The organism is Actinospica robiniae DSM 44927 (genome assembly GCF_000504285.1).
Classification (GTDB): Bacteria; Actinomycetota; Actinomycetes; order Streptomycetales; family Catenulisporaceae; genus Actinospica; species Actinospica robiniae.
On the sequence record NZ_KI632511.1, the window covers coordinates 1066877 to 1083740 of the forward strand.

The 16864-nt window shown below is 72.6% G+C and carries 16 protein-coding genes; 10 read left to right on the top strand and 6 right to left on the bottom strand.

The genetic code is table 11. From position 1 onward, the window contains the following. The first annotated feature begins 72 nt into the window (after positions 1-72). A complete protein-coding gene (locus tag ACTRO_RS04565; protein ID WP_051450312.1) occupies positions 73-882 on the top strand; it encodes an ABC transporter ATP-binding protein in 810 nt (269 codons plus the stop codon). 3 nt (positions 883-885) lie between these two features. Beyond that, entirely contained in the window at positions 886-2280 is a 1395-nt protein-coding gene (locus ACTRO_RS04570) for an ABC transporter permease (RefSeq protein WP_051450313.1), read from the top strand. Between the two features lie 6 nt (positions 2281-2286). Here the strand turns inward: ACTRO_RS04570 and ACTRO_RS04575 are convergent, their stop codons facing one another. Further along, on the bottom strand, positions 2287-3111 hold the full coding sequence (locus ACTRO_RS04575) for a class I SAM-dependent methyltransferase (RefSeq protein WP_034261355.1): 825 nt from the start codon (positions 3109-3111) through the stop codon (positions 2287-2289). 135 nt (positions 3112-3246) lie between these two features. Here ACTRO_RS04575 and ACTRO_RS04580 point away from each other — a divergent pair, with 135 nt between their 5' ends. The 5 genes from ACTRO_RS04580 to ACTRO_RS04600 all read left to right on the top strand — a co-directional run bounded on the left by ACTRO_RS04580 (position 3247) and on the right by ACTRO_RS04600 (position 7652). Next, positions 3247-3603 carry a hypothetical protein gene (locus ACTRO_RS04580; RefSeq protein ID WP_034261357.1) on the top strand — a complete coding sequence of 119 codons (357 nt, stop codon included), beginning with the start codon at positions 3247-3249 and terminating at the stop codon, positions 3601-3603. A gap of 14 nt (positions 3604-3617) precedes the next feature. Beyond that, the gene (locus ACTRO_RS04585; RefSeq protein WP_034261359.1) at positions 3618-4826 is read left to right on the top strand and encodes a glutathionylspermidine synthase family protein; all 1209 of its coding nucleotides are present in this window, start codon (positions 3618-3620) and stop codon (positions 4824-4826) included. Positions 4827-4981: 155 nt separating this feature from the next. Beyond that, the gene (locus tag ACTRO_RS04590) at positions 4982-6028 is read left to right on the top strand and encodes a universal stress protein (protein ID WP_034261361.1); all 1047 of its coding nucleotides are present in this window, start codon (positions 4982-4984) and stop codon (positions 6026-6028) included. Positions 6029-6129: 101 nt separating this feature from the next. Continuing rightward, complete coding sequence (locus ACTRO_RS04595; protein WP_034261363.1) at positions 6130-6780, top strand: 5-oxoprolinase subunit B family protein; 651 nt, start codon at positions 6130-6132, stop codon at positions 6778-6780. After that, positions 6777-7652 carry a 5-oxoprolinase subunit C family protein gene (locus ACTRO_RS04600; RefSeq protein ID WP_034261366.1) on the top strand — a complete coding sequence of 292 codons (876 nt, stop codon included), beginning with the start codon at positions 6777-6779 and terminating at the stop codon, positions 7650-7652. Before ACTRO_RS04595 ends, ACTRO_RS04600 begins: the two co-directional genes overlap by 4 nt. 13 nt (positions 7653-7665) lie before the next feature. Here the strand turns inward: ACTRO_RS04600 and ACTRO_RS04605 are convergent, their stop codons facing one another. Next, the gene (locus ACTRO_RS04605; RefSeq protein WP_034261369.1) at positions 7666-8739 is read right to left on the bottom strand and encodes a PI-PLC domain-containing protein; all 1074 of its coding nucleotides are present in this window, start codon (positions 8737-8739) and stop codon (positions 7666-7668) included. Between the two features lie 337 nt (positions 8740-9076). Between ACTRO_RS04605 and ACTRO_RS04610 the strand changes: the two genes are divergently transcribed. Next, positions 9077-9901 (top strand): S-methyl-5'-thioadenosine phosphorylase, encoded by an 825-nt coding sequence (locus ACTRO_RS04610; RefSeq protein ID WP_051450315.1) that lies wholly within the window; start codon positions 9077-9079, stop codon positions 9899-9901. Positions 9902-9970: 69 nt separating this feature from the next. Here the strand turns inward: ACTRO_RS04610 and ACTRO_RS04615 are convergent, their stop codons facing one another. After that, positions 9971-10417: a hypothetical protein gene (locus ACTRO_RS04615; protein WP_157435767.1), complete on the bottom strand. Its 447-nt coding sequence runs from the start codon at positions 10415-10417 to the stop codon at positions 9971-9973. 324 nt (positions 10418-10741) lie between these two features. Between ACTRO_RS04615 and ACTRO_RS04620 the strand changes: the two genes are divergently transcribed. Beyond that, the gene (locus tag ACTRO_RS04620) at positions 10742-11257 is read left to right on the top strand and encodes a putative immunity protein (RefSeq protein ID WP_034261373.1); all 516 of its coding nucleotides are present in this window, start codon (positions 10742-10744) and stop codon (positions 11255-11257) included. A 218-nt stretch (positions 11258-11475) separates the two neighbouring features. Beyond that, positions 11476-12510, top strand: coding sequence for an LLM class flavin-dependent oxidoreductase (locus ACTRO_RS04625; protein WP_034261375.1), 1035 nt, complete (start codon positions 11476-11478; stop codon positions 12508-12510). Here ACTRO_RS04625 and ACTRO_RS45230 read toward each other — a convergent pair. Genes ACTRO_RS45230 through ACTRO_RS04640 form a run of 3 tightly spaced genes read right to left on the bottom strand, consistent with a single transcriptional unit; the run spans position 12491 to position 16862 of the window. After that, positions 12491-14938, bottom strand: a complete 2448-nt coding sequence (locus tag ACTRO_RS45230; protein ID WP_084315970.1) for an aminotransferase class I/II-fold pyridoxal phosphate-dependent enzyme — start codon at positions 14936-14938, stop codon at positions 12491-12493. The two genes, ACTRO_RS04625 and ACTRO_RS45230, sit on opposite strands and share 20 nt — an antisense overlap. Further along, positions 14935-15909 (bottom strand): NAD-dependent epimerase/dehydratase family protein, encoded by a 975-nt coding sequence (locus ACTRO_RS04635; RefSeq protein ID WP_034261377.1) that lies wholly within the window; start codon positions 15907-15909, stop codon positions 14935-14937. The genes ACTRO_RS45230 and ACTRO_RS04635 overlap by 4 nt, the downstream gene beginning before the upstream one ends. Then, positions 15906-16862 (bottom strand): daunorubicin resistance protein DrrA family ABC transporter ATP-binding protein, encoded by a 957-nt coding sequence (locus tag ACTRO_RS04640; RefSeq protein WP_034261380.1) that lies wholly within the window; start codon positions 16860-16862, stop codon positions 15906-15908. Before ACTRO_RS04640 ends, ACTRO_RS04635 begins: the two co-directional genes overlap by 4 nt. Between the last annotated feature and the right edge of the window lie 2 nt (positions 16863-16864).

Consider the following 16864-nt stretch of genomic DNA (forward strand, 5'->3'; position numbering starts at 1 on the left):
GCAGGGCGGGGCTGGATGCTCGTGACGAGCCGGTGAGCGCGGGCTGTTTTCGAGCGAAGGGATGTGGCGGGCATGGTCGGGGCGGGCGGCGGAGAGACCGGGGGCAGACCCGGTGGCGGGGCCGGGGGCGAGGCGCTGCGTCTGGACGCGGTGAGCAAGCTCTACGGCGAAGGCGCCGGTGCGGTGGCGGCGCTGCGGGAGGTGAGCCTGGTGCTGGCCGCCGGGACGTTCACGGCGGTGATGGGGCCTTCGGGCTCGGGCAAGAGCACACTGCTGCACTGCGCGTCAGGGCTCGACCGGCCCACGAGCGGGCAGGTGCGGGTCGGGGGTCAGGTGATGGCGTGCGGGAGCGAGGCGCAGGCCGCGAGGTTCCGGCGCGGGCGGATCGGGTTCGTCTTCCAGCATTTCAACCTGCTGCCGGCCCTCACCGTACGGGAGAACATCGCGCTGCCGGCGCGGCTGGCGGGTCAGGCGGTGGACGAGGCGCGGCTCGCCGCGGTGGTGGAGCGGGTCGGGCTGGCCGGGCGGCTCGGGCATCGGCCCGGGGCGCTCTCCGGCGGGGAGCAGCAGCGGGTCGCGATCGCGCGGGCGCTGGTGACACGGCCGCAGGTGGTCTTCGCCGACGAGCCGACCGGCGCGCTGGACTCGCACCGCGCCGGCGAGGTCCTCGAACTGTTCGGGCAGGCGGTGGGCGAGTTCGGGCAGACCGTGGTCATGGTGACGCACGATCCGGTGGCCGCCTCGCATGCCGGGCGGGTGCTGTTCCTGCTCGACGGGCGGATCGTGGCGGAGATGACGCGGCCCGAGCCGTCCGCGGTGGCCGAGCAGATGGCGCGCCTCGGCGGGCAGGCCGCGCGCCGCGGCGCCGGGTCGGGGGTGTGAGCCGTGCTGGGTATCGCACTCAGTTCGCTGCGGCTGCGCAAGGGCGCTTTCGCGGTGACGTTCCTGAACCTGTTCGTCGGCGCCGCGGTGCTGATGGCGTTCTCCTCGCTGCTCGACACGGCCGCGGGCCCGGGCGTCTCGGCGCCGGACCGCGCGACGATGACGACGATGTGCTGGGTGGTGGGCGGCTGGGGCGTGCTGATCGTGGCGTTCGGGGTCGCCGCGACGCTGCACCTCACGGTGCGTCAGCGGGAGCAGGAGTTCGCACTGCTCAGGTCGGCCGGCGCCCTCCCCGGGCAGATCAGCAGGCTGATCATGGGTGAGACGGGCGCGGTCGCGCTCCTGGCCGTGCTCTTCGCGCTCCCGGCGGGCTACGGGCTCGGGCACGGCGTGCTCGCGGCGCTGGCCTCCACCGGCCAGGTCGCACGCGGCGTCGACTACCGTTTCGGGCCGGTCGGGCTCGGCGCCGGCTGCGCCGACACGTTCGTGGCCGCCGGGCTCGCCGCGTACGTCACGGGCCGGCGCGCGGCGAAGCTGAGCACCCGTGAGGCGCTCACCCCCGACGCCCGGCAGGAGGCCGGGCTCAGCCGGAAGCGGATCTGGTTCGGCGTCGGGTTCCTGCTGCTCGGCACCGACGCGGGGGTGCTGGCCGCGACCGTGCTGCGCGACCGCGGCTACGTCACGATGTCGGTCGCGGGCGAGGCGTGCATCCACGTCTCGATCGGGTTCGCTCTCCTCTCCCCCGCACTGCTGCGCCTGATCGGCGCGTGCCTCGGCGCCCTGGTGCGGCGGGCGGGCGGGAGCGCGGGGTATCTCGCCGAGCTCAACGTGCGCCGCACCGCCGGCCGGATGGCGGGCGTGGTGATGCCGATCATCCTGTTCGTCGGGATGGCCGCCGGGTCGCTCTCCATGCAGGCGATCCAGGACACCGCGCTCGCCTCGGGCCGCCAGGTGCGCTCCGGCGACGACAAGGGCGTCGAGACGCTCGACCTCGTGATCGTCGCCACCCTCGCGGTGTTCGCGGCGATCGTGCTGGTCGATCTCGCGGTCGCCGCGACCGTGGCGCGGCGCGGCGAGTTCGGCCGGCAGAGGCTGGCGGGGGCGACGCCGGGGCAGGTGGTGGGGATGGTCGGGTTCGAGAGCGCGCTCGTCGCGGTCACCGGCCTGCTCGCGGGCACGGTCGCGGCGGCGGCCTCGGTGGTGCCGTTCAGCATCGCGGTCGCGGGACGCGCGGTGCCGGCCGTGGGCCCGGGGATCTACCTCGGGGTGGCCGCCGCCGTCGTGGTGCTGACGTTCGCGGCCACCCTGGCCGCGGCCGGCAGGGCCCTGCGAGGACCCGCGATCGAAGCCCTCACCGGCGGCCCGGGCGCGGGCCCCGCCGCGGGCCGGGCCGGCTGAGCTGTGTCAGGGTTCGGGCGTGTCGCGGCGGACGGCCCGCAGCACCCCGGTGACCTGCGGCAGAGTGAAAGTGCCGCTCGCGGTCTCGGGCCGGGCGGCGAGGAAGTCGCGGAGCGCGGCGAGGGTCCGCTCGCGCTCCGCATCGGACATCACCAGCAGCTGCGAGGTGGTGGCGATGGTGGCCACCATCGCGTCGGCGGTCAGCGCCCGGGGGTTGTCGAACTCGGCGGTGTGCACCGGGGTGAACCACGTGCTGCCGGCCTCGAACACGGCCCGTTCGCTGCCGGGCACCGGAGCCTTGCGCCATCCCGAGACGCTCGCGGTGTTCCCGGCGAGCTCGGCGAGTGCGGCGACCCACGCGACCCGGTCGTCCTGCATGTTCCACAGGCCCGCGAGCACTCCCCCGGGACGCAGCACCCTGCCGATCTCCGGCAGCGCCCGGTCCAGGTCGAACCAGTGCATGGACTGGCCGCACAGCACCGCGTCCACACTGGCCTCCGGCAGCGCGATCGCCTCGGCCCGGCTCGGGATCACCGCCACCTGCGGCAGCTGCCGGCGCAGCTCGGCGAGCATCTGCGGGTCGGGTTCGGCCGCGACCACCTCGACACCCAGGCGCACCAGCGCCGCGGTCAGGATCCCGGTGCCGGCGCCGAGATCCAACACCCGCGGGCCGGCCGCGCCCAGCGGCTCCAGGGCCCAGCGGATCGCGCTCTCGGCATAGTCGGGGCGGTGGCGCGCATACTCGGCCGAGGCGGCCCCGAACGAGGAGGCGCGCCGCGCATGGTGCTCCTCGGCGCTCTGATCGACGGGCTCTGCGATGTCCTTGTCCATGCGGGCGATGCTAGTGCGCCGCCGCGCACGGCGGGCCGGCCGGGGGAAGCCGGGGGTAACCGCATTGATCCCAACGGCTGTCCGTGGCAGGATGACCGGCGCTGATCGGGGCGATCAGCGGAATGGGGAGGAACCATGCTGACATCAGGTGATGAGGTGCTGCCCGCACCGAGCCGGAGGCGGCGCAGAGCGGTCGCGGTACCGCTCGCGCTCGGCGGAGTGTTCGTCGCGAGCCTGGCCGCGCTCGCGGCGTGCTCCTCGGACGACTCGAGCGAACGGTGCGTCGACACCCGCACCAACACCGTCATCGACGACAAGTACTGCGAGGACACGAGCTCCGCCACCTCCTACGCACACTGGTACACCGGCGGCTCGGGCTACGGCATCGGCAAGAAAGTCTCCGGCGGCGAAGAAGGCGAGCACGGCGTCGCGCGCGGCGGCTTCGGCGGACACGGCGGAGAAGGCGGCGGCGAAGGCCACGCGGGAAGCTGACGGGAAAACAAACGATGCGACGCACACCGACCGACCCACGCCCGGACTACCGCCGGACCGTCGAAGGCCAGGGCCTGGTCTTCCCCACCACCCCCACCCCCGACGGACGCGAGGTGCCCTACTGGTACGAAGAGGCCTGCTACACGCTGACGGCCGATGAGGTCGACACGCTCGAGGAGACCACCGCGCAACTGCACCGGCTGTGCCTCGCCGCGGTCGACCACGTGATCGCAGCGGACTGGTTCGACCGGTTCGCGATCACCGACGAGCGCGTCGCGGCCGCCGTGCGCCGCTCCTGGCGCGAGCAGCCCCCGAGCCTCTACGGCCGCTTCGACCTCGCCTACGACGGGCAAGGGGGCCCCGCCCGCCTGCTGGAGTACAACGCGGACACCCCCACCGGACTGCTCGAGTCCGCGATCTGCCAGTGGTACTGGCTCCAGGACACCCGCCCGTCCGCAGACCAGTGGAACTCCCTGCACGAACGCCTGGTCGAAGCCTGGCGCAAAACCGGCAAGCAGCTCGCCCCCGGACCCGTGCACGTCCTGCACACCGGCATGGACACCAGCGGCGAAGAGGAGATGACCTGCGCGTACCTGGCCGAGACGGCGGCGCAGGCCGGGCTCGAAGCCCTCACCCTCCCGATCGAGCAGGTCGGCTGGGACTACGACCGCTCCGGCTTCGTCGACCTGCAGCTGCGCCCGATCCGCACCGCGTTCAAGCTCTACCCGTGGGAATGGCTGGTCACCGACCCGTTCGGCGCGCACGTCCTCGACCAGCAGCTCACCCCCGCAGGCCCCGTCCCAGGCCTCGGCGCGGAGCCCGGGACCTGCTGGATCGAGCCGGTGTGGAAGATGCTGCTGTCGAACAAGGCGCTGCTCGCGGTGCTCTGGGAGCTCTTCCCCGGCCACCCGAACCTCCTGCCCGCCTACCTCGACGGGCCCCGCGAGCTCACCGCGCACGTGGCCAAGCCCCTGCTCGGCCGGGAAGGCGACGGGATCCGCATAGTCGGGGCCGGGCGCGACTCGCTCGAGCAGCCGGACGGCTCCGGGGCGCACGGCTGGTGCTACCAGCAGTACACCCCGCTGCCCGACTACGACGGCAACCGCCCCGTCCTCGGCTCCTGGATCATCGACGGCGAGCCAGCGGGCCTGGGCATCCGCGAGTCCGACGGCCCGGTCACCGACTACTACGCCCGCTTCGTCCCGCACCTGATCGAAGGCTGACCGAACGCTGATACCCCCGGCCCGCCCCGTCCTGCCGGATCCGCCCGGGGGTTAGCCGCGCGGATCCGGGCAACCCGGAGGCGATGCGAGAACGATCTCGCGGCGCGCCGAACCCCCGGGGCAGCGGCGCGCGCGACGATGGGAGGCCGAGGGCTGTGACGGCGCAGGTGGAGCAACAGGAGCCGGCGGAGATCGCGCGGGCCGTGGTGGGCGTGGACGGGTCCGAGCCGGCGCAGCACGCCGCGCTGTGGGCGGCCGACGAGGCCGTGGCGCGCGGCGCCACACTGACGGTGCTGCACGCGGCCGGGGTCGGCGAATCCATCGCCCCGGCGCTCGGACCGGTCCCGGACACCGCCGCGGGCACCACGGAAGGCGACCGGCTGCTCGAGACGACGATCGCGCTCGTGCGCGAACGCCACCCGATCCTCCCGCTCGACCCCCAGATCTCCCCCCTCGCCCCGCTCGAACGCCTCACCCAGCTCAGCGGCCCGGACACGCTCATCGTCGTCGGCACCCGCGGACACGGCGCCGTCGTCGGAATGCTCCTCGGCTCGATCAGCCGCGCCCTGGTCAAACACACCCGCGGCCCGCTCGTCGTGGTGCGCGGACCCGACGCCGCACAGCACCGGAGCGGCCAGGTCGTGCTCGGCATCGCCACGGAACCGGGCCTGAACGCCGCCCAGTACGCCTTCGACGCCGCACAGCGCTACCGCGTGGGCGTACAGGCCGTACGCACCCGCCCGCCCCTGCCGCCGCCCTCCGCGGCCATACCCGGCGCGATCGACCTGCCCGTCGTGATGCCCGCCGGCGGCGGAATCCACACGGGCATCCCGACCGAAACCGGCCAGGCCCTGGACGAAAGCGCCGAGGCCGCCGAACACGACAAGGACCTCGTCGCCGTCGCGATCAGCGCCGCCCACGCCACCTGCCCGCAGGTCCCCGTGCAGGTCACCTGCCTGGAAGGCGACGCGGCCAGCACACTGAACACGGCCGGCGAAGACGCCAGCCTCATCGTGCTCAGCGCCCCGCGCGCACGCCACCACGGCGCCTCCGCGCTCTCCCCCGGACACATCGCCGGCAAACTGCTCGCCCACAGCCCCGCCCCGGTCGCCATCATCCCCGAACCCGAACCCCTCGACGCGCACCCGGCCACCGCCCCGGCGCACGAAGACGAGACCGCCGAGACACCCGAACCCGTCTGACCCGCGGCCCGATGCGACGCGGCCCGGCCCGACGCGACGACCTGACACGGTCTGACGCGCGGTCACTTGAGCCGCGCCGCAACGCGATCTAGGCTGGACGCGTGCGGTTTCTGACCGCGGGCAGCCGCGCCCTGCTCGTCGAACTCGACCCGGACACCGACCCCGCGCCGGTCCGGCTCTACCGCGCCCTGGCGGGCCAACCCCCGCCGGGCGCGCTCGAGTTCGTCCCGGCCGCCCGCACCGTACTGGTGCGCTACGACCCCGCCCACACCACACCCGACAACCTCGCCGACCGGATCACACGCCACACAGGCGAACTGCGCGACGAGGCACCGGACGCGGCGTCAGATGCCGTGGAGGGCGCGGTACAGCAGGCGGGAGCGGTACTCGAGATCCCGGTGACCTACGACGGGGAAGACCTCGACGAGGTCGCCCGCGCGACCGGCCTGAGCACCACCGAGGTCACCTCCCTGCACCGCGACGCGCTCTACACCGTCGCGTTCTGCGGCTTCGCCCCCGGATTCGGATACCTCACCGGCCTGCCCGACGCACTACGCCTGCCGCGCCGGCCCTCACCGCGCACCCGCGTCCCGGCCGGATCCCTCGCCATCGCCGACCGCTACACCGCCGTCTACCCGCACCCCTCCCCCGGCGGCTGGCACCTGCTCGGACACACCGCCACCGCCGTATGGGACGCAGGCCGCCGGCCCCCCGCGCTCCTGACCCCCGGCACCCGGGTCCGCTTCACATGACCACCCTCGAAATCCTCGCCCCCGGCCCGCTCGCCACCATCCAAGACGCCGGCCGCCCCGGACTCGCCGCACTCGGCGTCGGCCGCTCCGGCGCCGCCGACCGCGCGAGCCTGCACCTGGCCAACCGACTCGTCGGCAACCCGCAAGACGCCGCCGCCCTCGAACTCACCCTCGGCGGCCTACGAGCCCGCGCGGACGCCACCGTCACCCTCGCCCTGACCGGCGCCCCCTGCCCGGCCCGCGCCGGGACCCGCGCAGTCGGCATGAACAGCCCGATCCCGCTACGCCCCGGCGACGAACTCGTCCTCGGCACGCCGCAGCAGGGCGCACGCACCTACCTCGCGGTACGCGGCGGCATCGAGACCCCCGAAGTACTCGGCTCCCGCAGCACCGACACCCTCAGCGGCCTCGGCCCCCCACCCCTGACCGCAGGCACCCTCCTGCCGATCGGCGACGGCGCACTACTGCACCTGCCCCACCTCGACCAGGCCCCGGTCCGGAGCCTCCCCACCGACACCGCCGAAGCAACGCTGCTACGCATCGTGCCCGGCCCGCGCGCCCACTGGTTCACCCCGCAAGCCCTCGACCTGCTGTGCGCCGGACCGTACCAGGTCACCGCCGAGAGCAACCGCATCGGCGCACGCCTCGACGGCCCCGCACTGCCCCGCGCACAATCAGCCGAACTCGAACCCGAAGGCATGGCCCTCGGCTCACTCCAAGTCCCCCCGCACGGAAAGCCCGTACTCCTGCTCGCCGACCACCCCGTCACCGGCGGCTACCCCGTCATCGCCGTCGTCCTGGACGACGACGTCGACCGGGCCGCACAACTGCGACCCGGCGACGCCGTACGCTTCCGGACGACTCCCCGGTAGAACAGAGCGGGACTCAGCCGCGCGCGAGCACCTCGGGCAGCACCCCGCTACCCGGCGCACTGCTCCAGTCCGTCGAGACGAACGAGACCGAGTCCGCCGCCAGCAACGCCACCCGCGCCTGCGCGTCAGCGAGCGAAGGCGCCGTGTCCGACAACGCCGGCGCCACGTTCTGCGCGTCCGTGGCGATCACCAGGTAGTGGTTGGAGTTGTACCACTCGGTGTTCCCATCACCGACATACGTCGCCGCATCACCGTCGAACACCACGAACCACGGCTGGATCGCCGCCGGATAACGCGTCCGCGGATCACCGCTCTGCGCACCCAGCACACTCGGGAAGATCTCCGCGTTACCCACCTGCCCGGAAGCCGCCAGCCCTGAGATGTAATCCGCGTACTCCGTGTCGGTCCACAGGTGATCGAAGGGATTGGCCTGCTCGAACGTCCCCGGGATCGCCTCGATCACCACCTTGCCCTGCAACTGCTGCCGACTCGGCCAGTTGTCCGCCCTCGCCGCCGCGTCCAGGTTCGGATACCGCGTCCCGTCCGGCTTGGCCAGCAGATCCGCCGGCCGGTACACGTACGCCCCGATGTGCGCCTTGACATACGAGTCGAGCTCGGCCGGACCCATCCCGATCGTCTGGTCGAACCCCGACTTCAACTCCAGCTTCACCATGATCGGATTCGCGCTCGGGTGCACGCTCAGCCACGTGGCGATATCCCCCAGGCAGCTGTCCAGATCCTGGCTCGTCTTCCCGCTGTAGAGCCCCGCCGTCGTCGGCGCGTAGCTGCAGTTGTTGTCACTGCCGATCGGGTCCGAGTGGCTCACATCCCACTGGTGCGTGAACGGGTTCACCCACGCGTCGAGCTCGATCAGCGTCGCACCGGCGTCGAGCGCGTCGGCGAGGTACGGATAGCTGGAGTTGTCATAGGTGTTGTGGACCCCGACCGAAGTGGCCTGATCCAACTTCAACGGGCCCTGATCCAGGGCCCGGGCCGGCGCGGCGGCCAGACCGAGCAGCCCGGCGGACAGCGCGGCCGCTCCGACGACAGCCCGCAACCGGGCGCGGGCAGGGGTGTGCAGACGCATGGAGCTCTCCCGAGATATTGGAAGCGCGGCACCCCGGTGGGCGAGGCGCGCGGTGCGTACAGCGTGGGCACTTCGAGACGCTAGCGCCGAAAAGTGAATCAGAACACAGGTTCACATGGACGCGGACGGAAGACCCGGGACCGCGGCCGAACACCGCCGCACACCACCACACGCCCCGCCACCACACCCCCGCCAAGAGCGCACCACGGTATGGTCGCGTTCTGTACTGATATGTCGATGCTGATCAGGGGACGGGTCAGCGCCCCAGCACCCCGCCCAACCGCCCCACCTGCCAGCCCCCTGCCCGCAATGCCCGCAGAGAGGACCTCCCGCAGCCATGGCCCCCACCCGACAGGACCCCGACATCCCCCGCATCGGCGTGATCGGCGGCAGCGGCTTCTACCAGCTGTTCGACGACGCCGAAGAGATCCGCGTGGAAACCCCCTACGGCCCGCCCTCCGACGCCTTCACCGTCGGCACCGTCGGCGAACGCCGCGTCGCCTTCCTCCCCCGCCACGGCCGCGACCACAGCCACGCCCCCCACACCATCAACTACCGCGCCAACCTCTGGGCCATGCGCACCCTCGGCGTACGCCAGATCCTCGGCCCCTGCGCCGTCGGCTCCCTCAAACGCGAACTCGGCCCCGGCTCCCTCGTCATCCCCGACCAACTCGTCGACCGCACCAGCGGCCGCACCCAGACCTACTACGACGCCGGCGGCGTCCACGTCTCCTTTGCCGACCCCTACTGCGCCCACGGCCGCGCCGCCGCCCTCAAAGCCGCCGCCACCGCCGGCGAACGCGCCCACGACGGCGGCGCCATGGTCGTGATCGAAGGCCCCCGCTTCTCCACCCGCGCCGAATCCCAGTGGTACGCCGCCGCCGGCTGGACCCTCGTCAACATGACCGGCCACCCCGAAGCCGTCCTCGCCCGCGAACTCGGCCTCTGCTACACCTCCCTCGCCCTCGTCACCGACCTCGACGCCGGCATCGACGCCAGCGAATCCGTCACCCACACCGAAGTCCTCGCCGTCTTCGCCCAGAACATCGAACGCCTACGCGCCGTCGTCCTCGAGACCGTCCGCCTCCTGCCCCCCGAGAACACCGACTGCGCCTGCGCCCACGCCCTCGACGGCATGGAACTGCCCATCGAACTGCCGTAGCGCGCGCCACCACGCCGCGACGCCCCGGCCACCGCCTGACCCGCAAGCGATGGCCGGGGCGTCGCGGCGCTAGGGCGCGTCCCCGGCCTCACCCCCATCCGGCGCCCGCTCCCGCTCCCGCCGCGCCCGCAACCGCCGCGCCAGCGCGAACGCCGCCTCCGCCAACTCATCCAACGCGAACAACTCCTCATCCTCAGCGTCCACCGCGCGCACCGGCGGAAGCCGCGAGACCTCGGCCGGCTCATCCACCCGCACCCGGATCACGATCGCCTCCGCGCTCGCCGAACGGCCCCGGACCGCCGCCGCCGCGCCCCCCGGATCCCCCCGCGCCCCGGCCGCCTGTTGCGCCGACTCCGCCGTCTCGGTCTCCGTCGTCTCCGTCGCGCGGGACGCCGCCTTGCGCCGCCGATACGCCTTCTGCCGGCACGTCACCGAACAGTACGACCGCGGCCGGCCCGCGAACGCCGGCGGCAGCTCCTCGCCGCACTCCCGGCACACGACATCCCATGCCGGCACCCCCATAGACCACCTCGCGCATCATCGAACAATGTTTCTCCCTATGTTTCTCTTTCGGATTTCCCCCTCCATTCTCCACCAAACGGAGGTCGATATCGGCGGTGACGTGACGCGCTGAATCTCAACCCTTATGAGTGATTGAGCTGCACCGATACCTGATGTCTAGTGACACCACCGAAGCGCGGGAAAGCGGCATAGCCGTCAACAATTTCGCAATTCAAGAACCATTCAGGAGGATATATATCCACCCTTACCACTACCACGTCATCAACAGATGACGGGAGACTGCGGAGAAGCCCTCACCGACACCACGGAGCACGCAGCATGATCCTGCCCAAGATCCGCGACCCGCGCCTGACCACCATCCGCCGCGGCGGCACGCTGACCGACACCGATCACCACCTGATCGCGCTCTGGGCCGCGCACTGCGCCGAACACGTCCTGCACCTGTTCGAATCCGACCAACCCGCCGACCCCCGGCCCCGCCACGCGATCGAGCAGATCCGCGCCTGGACCCGCGGCGAGATCACCATGACCCAATCCCGGACCGCCGGCGGACACGCCATGGCCGCGGCCAGACCGCTCACCGGAGCAGCCCGACACGCCGCGTACAGCGCCGGCCAGGCAGCCGTGGTCGCGCACGTCGCCGCCCACGAACTCGGTGCCGCCGCCTACGCGATCAAAGCCGCCCAAGCAGCCGCCCTGAAGACCGAGAGCGAGCAAGCCGGCAGACGCGAATGCCTCTGGCAGCGCGAACAGCTCCCCCACGCCGTCCGCGACCTCGTCCTCGACGACCAGCGCCTGCGCAACGAGATCTGCTGGTCGGTTTTCGAGCGCTGAAAGCTGTTGTTGAGCCGTGGCCGCTTTGTTTTTGACTTTCCGTCAGGTGGGGCTGGGACCCGCGGGAGGGAAGCCTTTGGTCGTGTTGGGCCTGTTATCTTTGGAAGTAGGGGAAGGGGCCTGCCGGTACGGCGGGTCGCACGCCGCAGCCGTACGGGTACGCCTACCATGGTCGATACGAACTGACCGGGCGTACGGCCTGCGGGCGGGGTGGTGTCATGGACCTCTACTACCTGTCTCTCGGGGATCATCTGCCCGATCCGGCCACCGGCGTGCGCGCCGGGCAGGGTGAGCGGCTGCGCGAGATCCTCGAGGCCGCCGTGTACGCCGAGGCGCTGGGGTTCACCGGGGTCGGCGTCGGCGAGCACCACTTCCACGACTACATCGTCTCCGCGCCGGAGATCCTGCTGGCCGCCATCGCGGCGCGCACGACGCGGCTGCGGCTGGGCACGGCGGTCACGCTGCTCGCGCACGCCGATCCGGTCCGGGTGGCCGAGGAGCTGGCGATGCTCGACGCGCTCTCGGCCGGGCGGGCGCAGCTGTGCGTGGCCCGCGGCGTCTCGGCGCGCACCTGGGCCGCGTTCGGCTCGGACGACGAGGACGACGTGCGGGCCCGGCTCGAGACCAATCTCCGGCTGCTGCTTCGCCTGCTCGACGAGTCGGAGGTGCGGTGGTCCGGCAACACCCGGGCCCCGCTGGACGCGGTCACCATCCAGCCGCGGCCCTGCTCGGCCGCGCCCGAGCCGCGGGTCTGGCTTGGCGCCGGCTTCTCCCCGCGCTCCGCCGACCTCGCCGCCGAGCTCGGCCTGCCGCTGCTGCTTCCCAGCACCCTGCACCCGCCGCAGGTCCACCTGCCCGTCGTCGCGCGCTACCGGCAGACGCTCGCGCACCGCGGCGAGGGGCATCGGGCCCGGGTCGGGCTGCCCGTGCACGTCCACGTCGCCGAGTCCGACGATCAAGCCGTGGCGCGCTGGACGCCCCACCTGCACACCTACGCAAGCTTCGCCGGAGAGCTGCGTGGCACCGGGAAGGGCACGCAGAGCATCGGCGACCTCCTCGAGGGTCCGGCGATCTGCGGCAGCCCGCGCACGGTGGCGACGCGGCTGGACAAGCTCGTCGCGGAGTTCGGCCTCGACGCGCTGTACGTGCTCATGGACATCGGCGCGATGCCGGCCGAGGACGTGCACGCGAGCATGCGCCTTTTCGCCGAGGAGGTCGTGCCGCTGCTCGCGGTCAGCTCGTCTGCGCCGTGACGAAGCGCGCGAGGCGGGCCACGCCCTCGCGGATCTGCTCCGGGGTCAGGGCGCTGAAGGACAGTCTCAGCTCCCGCTCTCCCCCGCCGTCCGGGTAGAAGTAGGCCATCGGGGTCCACAGCACGCCATAGCGTTCGGCCGAACGAGCGAGCGCGGCGTTGTCGGCGGCAAAAGGCACGCCCAGCTTCAGGAAGAAGCCCCCGCTCGGCTCGTTCCACGTCGGCGCGCCCGGGCCGGGTGGGAAGTGGGCGCGCAATTCGTTCAGCAGGAGGCGAAGATTCCCGCCGTAAAGCTCAGCGGCACGCTGATTGAGGGCGGAAAGCCTGCCGTCGCAGGCCAGCAGCATCCCGCCGACGGCGGCCTGGCTGAGGGTGGGGGTGTTGACCGTGACCATGCTCTTGATCCGCGCCAGCTCCCCGGCCAGCAGGCCGGCGCCGTCCACAGGCTGGTCCGCGACGACGTAGCCGACGCGGGCGCCGGGGAAGACGGACTTGGCGAAGCTTCCGATGTGTACCACGACGCGGTCGCGCGGGGCCCGGGCCATTTCGACGGCCTTCAGCGTCGGCAGCCGCTCCCCCGGGCTGACCAGCCGGTACGGGCTGTCTTCGAGGATCGGCAGCGTGTGCTCGCGGGCGATCTCGAGCAGCCGCTCGCGGTCCGGCAGGCTCAGGGTGCTGCCGGAAGGGTTCGAGTGGTCGGGCACGAGGTAAAGGGCGCGCGGGCGCAGTCCCTCGCCGCGCGCTCGGGCGATTGCGTCGGCGACGTCGGCCGGATCAAGCCCCGCCGCCCGCTCGGGCACGGTGACGACGCGGATGTCGAGCAGTTTCGCAGCCCCGATGATCCCGACGTAGCACGGGGTGCACACGAGCAGGACGTCCTCGGGCTCTGCGAACAGCGCGCGCAGGGCCAGGATCATCCCTTCCTGCGCTCCGACGGTCACCACGATGGACTCGGGCGCCACGTCCATACCCTCATCAGCGCGCAGCGACTGGGCGATCAGGTCCCTGATGAGCCCGGCCGAGGAGCCGTACTGGTAGAGCGCGGTGCGCACGGCACGCGGAGTGCGGCCGGAGGCCTCAAGGTGCTCGAGGTAGCCGCGCATCGCGACGAAGACGTCCTCGACCTCGAAGAAGCCCTCATACGGCCGGCCGGGCGCGAACGAGACCGCGTCGGGGTGACGGTCGGTGATCTCGTTGAGGAACGCCATGGTCTCGAGGTTCGGATCGGACAGGCTGGCGTGCAGGGCGGAACGGCGCAGCGGGAGCGCCGGGGTCGAACGGGCGGAGGGCGCAGCGACAGCGGGAGCGGGGCCGGAGACGGGGATCGGCAGCGGACGCAGCTGCTGGGTGTCCACCAGAGTGTCGGGCCTGTTATCTACGGAGGGAAGGGTGTCGGCCACGCGTGCGACCCCGGCGAGCGTCATCGCGTCGCGCAAATCCTCTGTCAGCAGGGCCATGACGTCGCGTGCCCCGACGCTGCCGTCGACGGCGAGGCCGTGCAGGACGGGCCGGCCCACCAGGACGCCGTCCGCGCCGAGAGCGAGGGCCGCGAGGACGTCGACGCCGCGGCGCACTCCCCCGTCGAGCAGCACCGGCACGCGGCGGGCGACAGCGGCCGCGACGGCAGGGAGCGCTTCGAGAGTGGCTGGGGCGCCGTCGAGCTGCCGGCCGCCGTGGTTGGACACGATCACGCCGTCCGCGCCCGCCTCGACCGCACGGGCCGCGGCGCTCGCCGTCAGGATGCCCTTGAGCAGGATCGGCAGATCACTGATGGTCCGCAGCCAGTCCAGGACCGCCCAGTCCACGCCCGGATCGTGCGCCGCGCGCGCGTGCTCCGCCGGCGAGTCCGTGTCAGGCCCTTGAGTAAAATTCAGGTTCGCCGCTCGGATCGCCTGCGGCACGCGGAAGCCGTTGCGCAGGTCGCGAAGTCGGCGGCCGAGATGCGGCGCGTCGACGGTGAGGACGAACGCTTCGATCCCGGCGTCCTGGGCGTCGCGCACCAGGCGTTCGGTCACCGCCCGGTCGCGGAAGCAGTAGAGCTGCTGCCACAGCATCCCTCCCGCGTCCACGGCCGCCGCCTGGACCTCCTTGAACGTGCTGCTGGAGAAGGTGCTCAGGACCAGCGGCACGCCCGCCTCGCCCGCGGCGCGCACGGTGGCGGGCTCGGCGTCGGGGTGGACCAACGCGTGGTACGCGCACGGGGCCACCGCGATCGGCGCGGCCCAGGTGCGGCCGAGCACGCGCGTGGCCGTATCGGCCGCGCCCGCACCGGCCAGGACCCGCGGCAGGAGCCTGACCCGGTCGAAGGCGTCGAGGTTCGCCGCCAGGGTGCGCTCGTCCAGCGCTCCCCCGGCGACGAAGTCCCACACCTCGCGCGGCAGCCGGGCGCGGGCGGCGAGCTCGTAGTCGGCGAGGGTGAGCAGGCTCACCGGTGGTCCGCCTCGGGCTCTTCCGCGTGCGCGGCGAACCAGTCGATCGTCATCCGCAGGCCCTTCTCCAGGTCCACCGACGGCTTCCAGTCCAGGACCGCGCCGGCCAGCGAGATGTCCGGGCGGCGCAGGCCCGGGTCGTCCACCGGCCGGTCGATGAACGTGAGCGGCGAGGCCGAGCCGCACAGCTCCCGGATCACCCCGGCCAGCTCGGCGATGGTCAGCTCGGCCGGGTTGCCGAGGTTGATCGGCCCCGGGTAGCCGGCCCGCGCGGAGGCGAGGATGCCGGCCACGGTGTCGTCGACGTAGCACAGCGACCGGGTCTGCGAGCCGTCGCCGGCCACGGTCAGCGGCTCGCCGGCCCGCGCCTGGACGATGAAGGTCGGCACGGCCCGGCCGTCGCGGGCACGCATCCGCGGACCGTAGGTGTTGAACAGCCGCAGGATCACGGTGTCAGTGCCCTGGCTCGAGCGGTACGCCGCGGTGAGCGCCTCGGCGAAGCGCTTGGCCTCGTCGTAGGCGCTGCGCGGGCCGACCGGGTTGACGTTGCCCCAGTACGACTCGATCTGCGGGTGGATCAGCGGATCGCCGTACACCTCGGAGGTCGAGGTCAGCACGAACCGGGCGTGCTTGCGGCGGGCGAGTTCGAGCACGTTGAAGGTGCCGAACGCGCCCGCGCGCAGCGTGGCCAGCGGATGGCGCAGGTAGTCCTGCGGCGAGGCGGGCGAGGCGAGGTGGAAGACGAAGTCGACCGGCCCGTCCACGTCGAAGGGTTCGCACACGTCGTGCCGGCGGAAGCTGAAGCGGGCGTCCTCGCGCCGGTCCGCCAGGTTGCGCGGCGAACCGGTCAACAGGTTGTCCAGGCACACGACGTCGGCGCCGGCCTCGCGCAGCCGGTCGCACAGGTGTGAGCCCACGAAACCGGCGCCCCCGGTCACCACTGCGCGGGCGCCGGCCAGTTCGGCGGTCACGACTCGCGCAGCGAGCGGCCGGTCTTGCTCAGGAACACGTCGTCGAGGGTGGGCCGGTGCAGCTCGATGGTGGCCATCTCGATGCCGGCGTCCCCGAGCGTGCGCATGATCCGCGGGATCGCCGTCTCGCCGGCGTCCACGGACAGCCGCAGCTCGCCGCCCTCGCGCACCTCGGCCGAGCTCAGGTACGGCTCGCCGGTCAGGATCTCGCGACCCTTCTCGGCCGCGTCGCCGAGCCCGACGGTCACCACGTCCCCGGAGATCTCCCGCTTGAGCGCGGTCGGGGTGCCCTCGGCGACGATCTCGCCGCCGTCGATGATGGCCACCCGGTCGCACAGCGCGTCAGCCTCGTCGAGGTAGTGCGTGGTGAGGAACACCGTCATCCCGGCCGCGCGCAGCCGGCGCACCTCCTCCCAGACCGTCGCACGGCTCTGCGGGTCGAGGTTCGCGGTCGGCTCGTCCAGGAACACCAGCTGCGGCCGGTGCACCACGCCCAGGGCGATGTCGACGCGGCGGCGCTGGCCGCCGGAGTAGGTCTTGCACTTGCGGTCGGCGTACTCGGCGAGCTGGAAGGCCTCGATCGCCTCGACGGCGCGGGATTCGGCCTCGGACTTGGCGATCCCGTGCATCCGCGCCTGCAGGATCAGCTCCTCCCGGGCGGTGGCGTCGTCCCAGGTGCCGCCGCCCTGGGCGATGTAGCCGATCCGGCGGCGCACCACGGCCGGCTCGGCCAGCAGGTCCGCGCCCGCGATCACGGCCTCGCCGCCGTCGGGCGGGATCAGGGTGGCGAGCATGCGCAGGGTCGTGGTCTTCCCGGCGCCGTTGGGGCCGAGGAAGCCGAAGATCTCCCCGTCCGCGACCGTGAGGTCGAGGCCGGCCACGGCCGCCACAGAGCTGGTCTTGCGCCGGCGCCGGGTCTGGAAGGACTTGCGCAGGCCCTTGGTCTCGATCATCG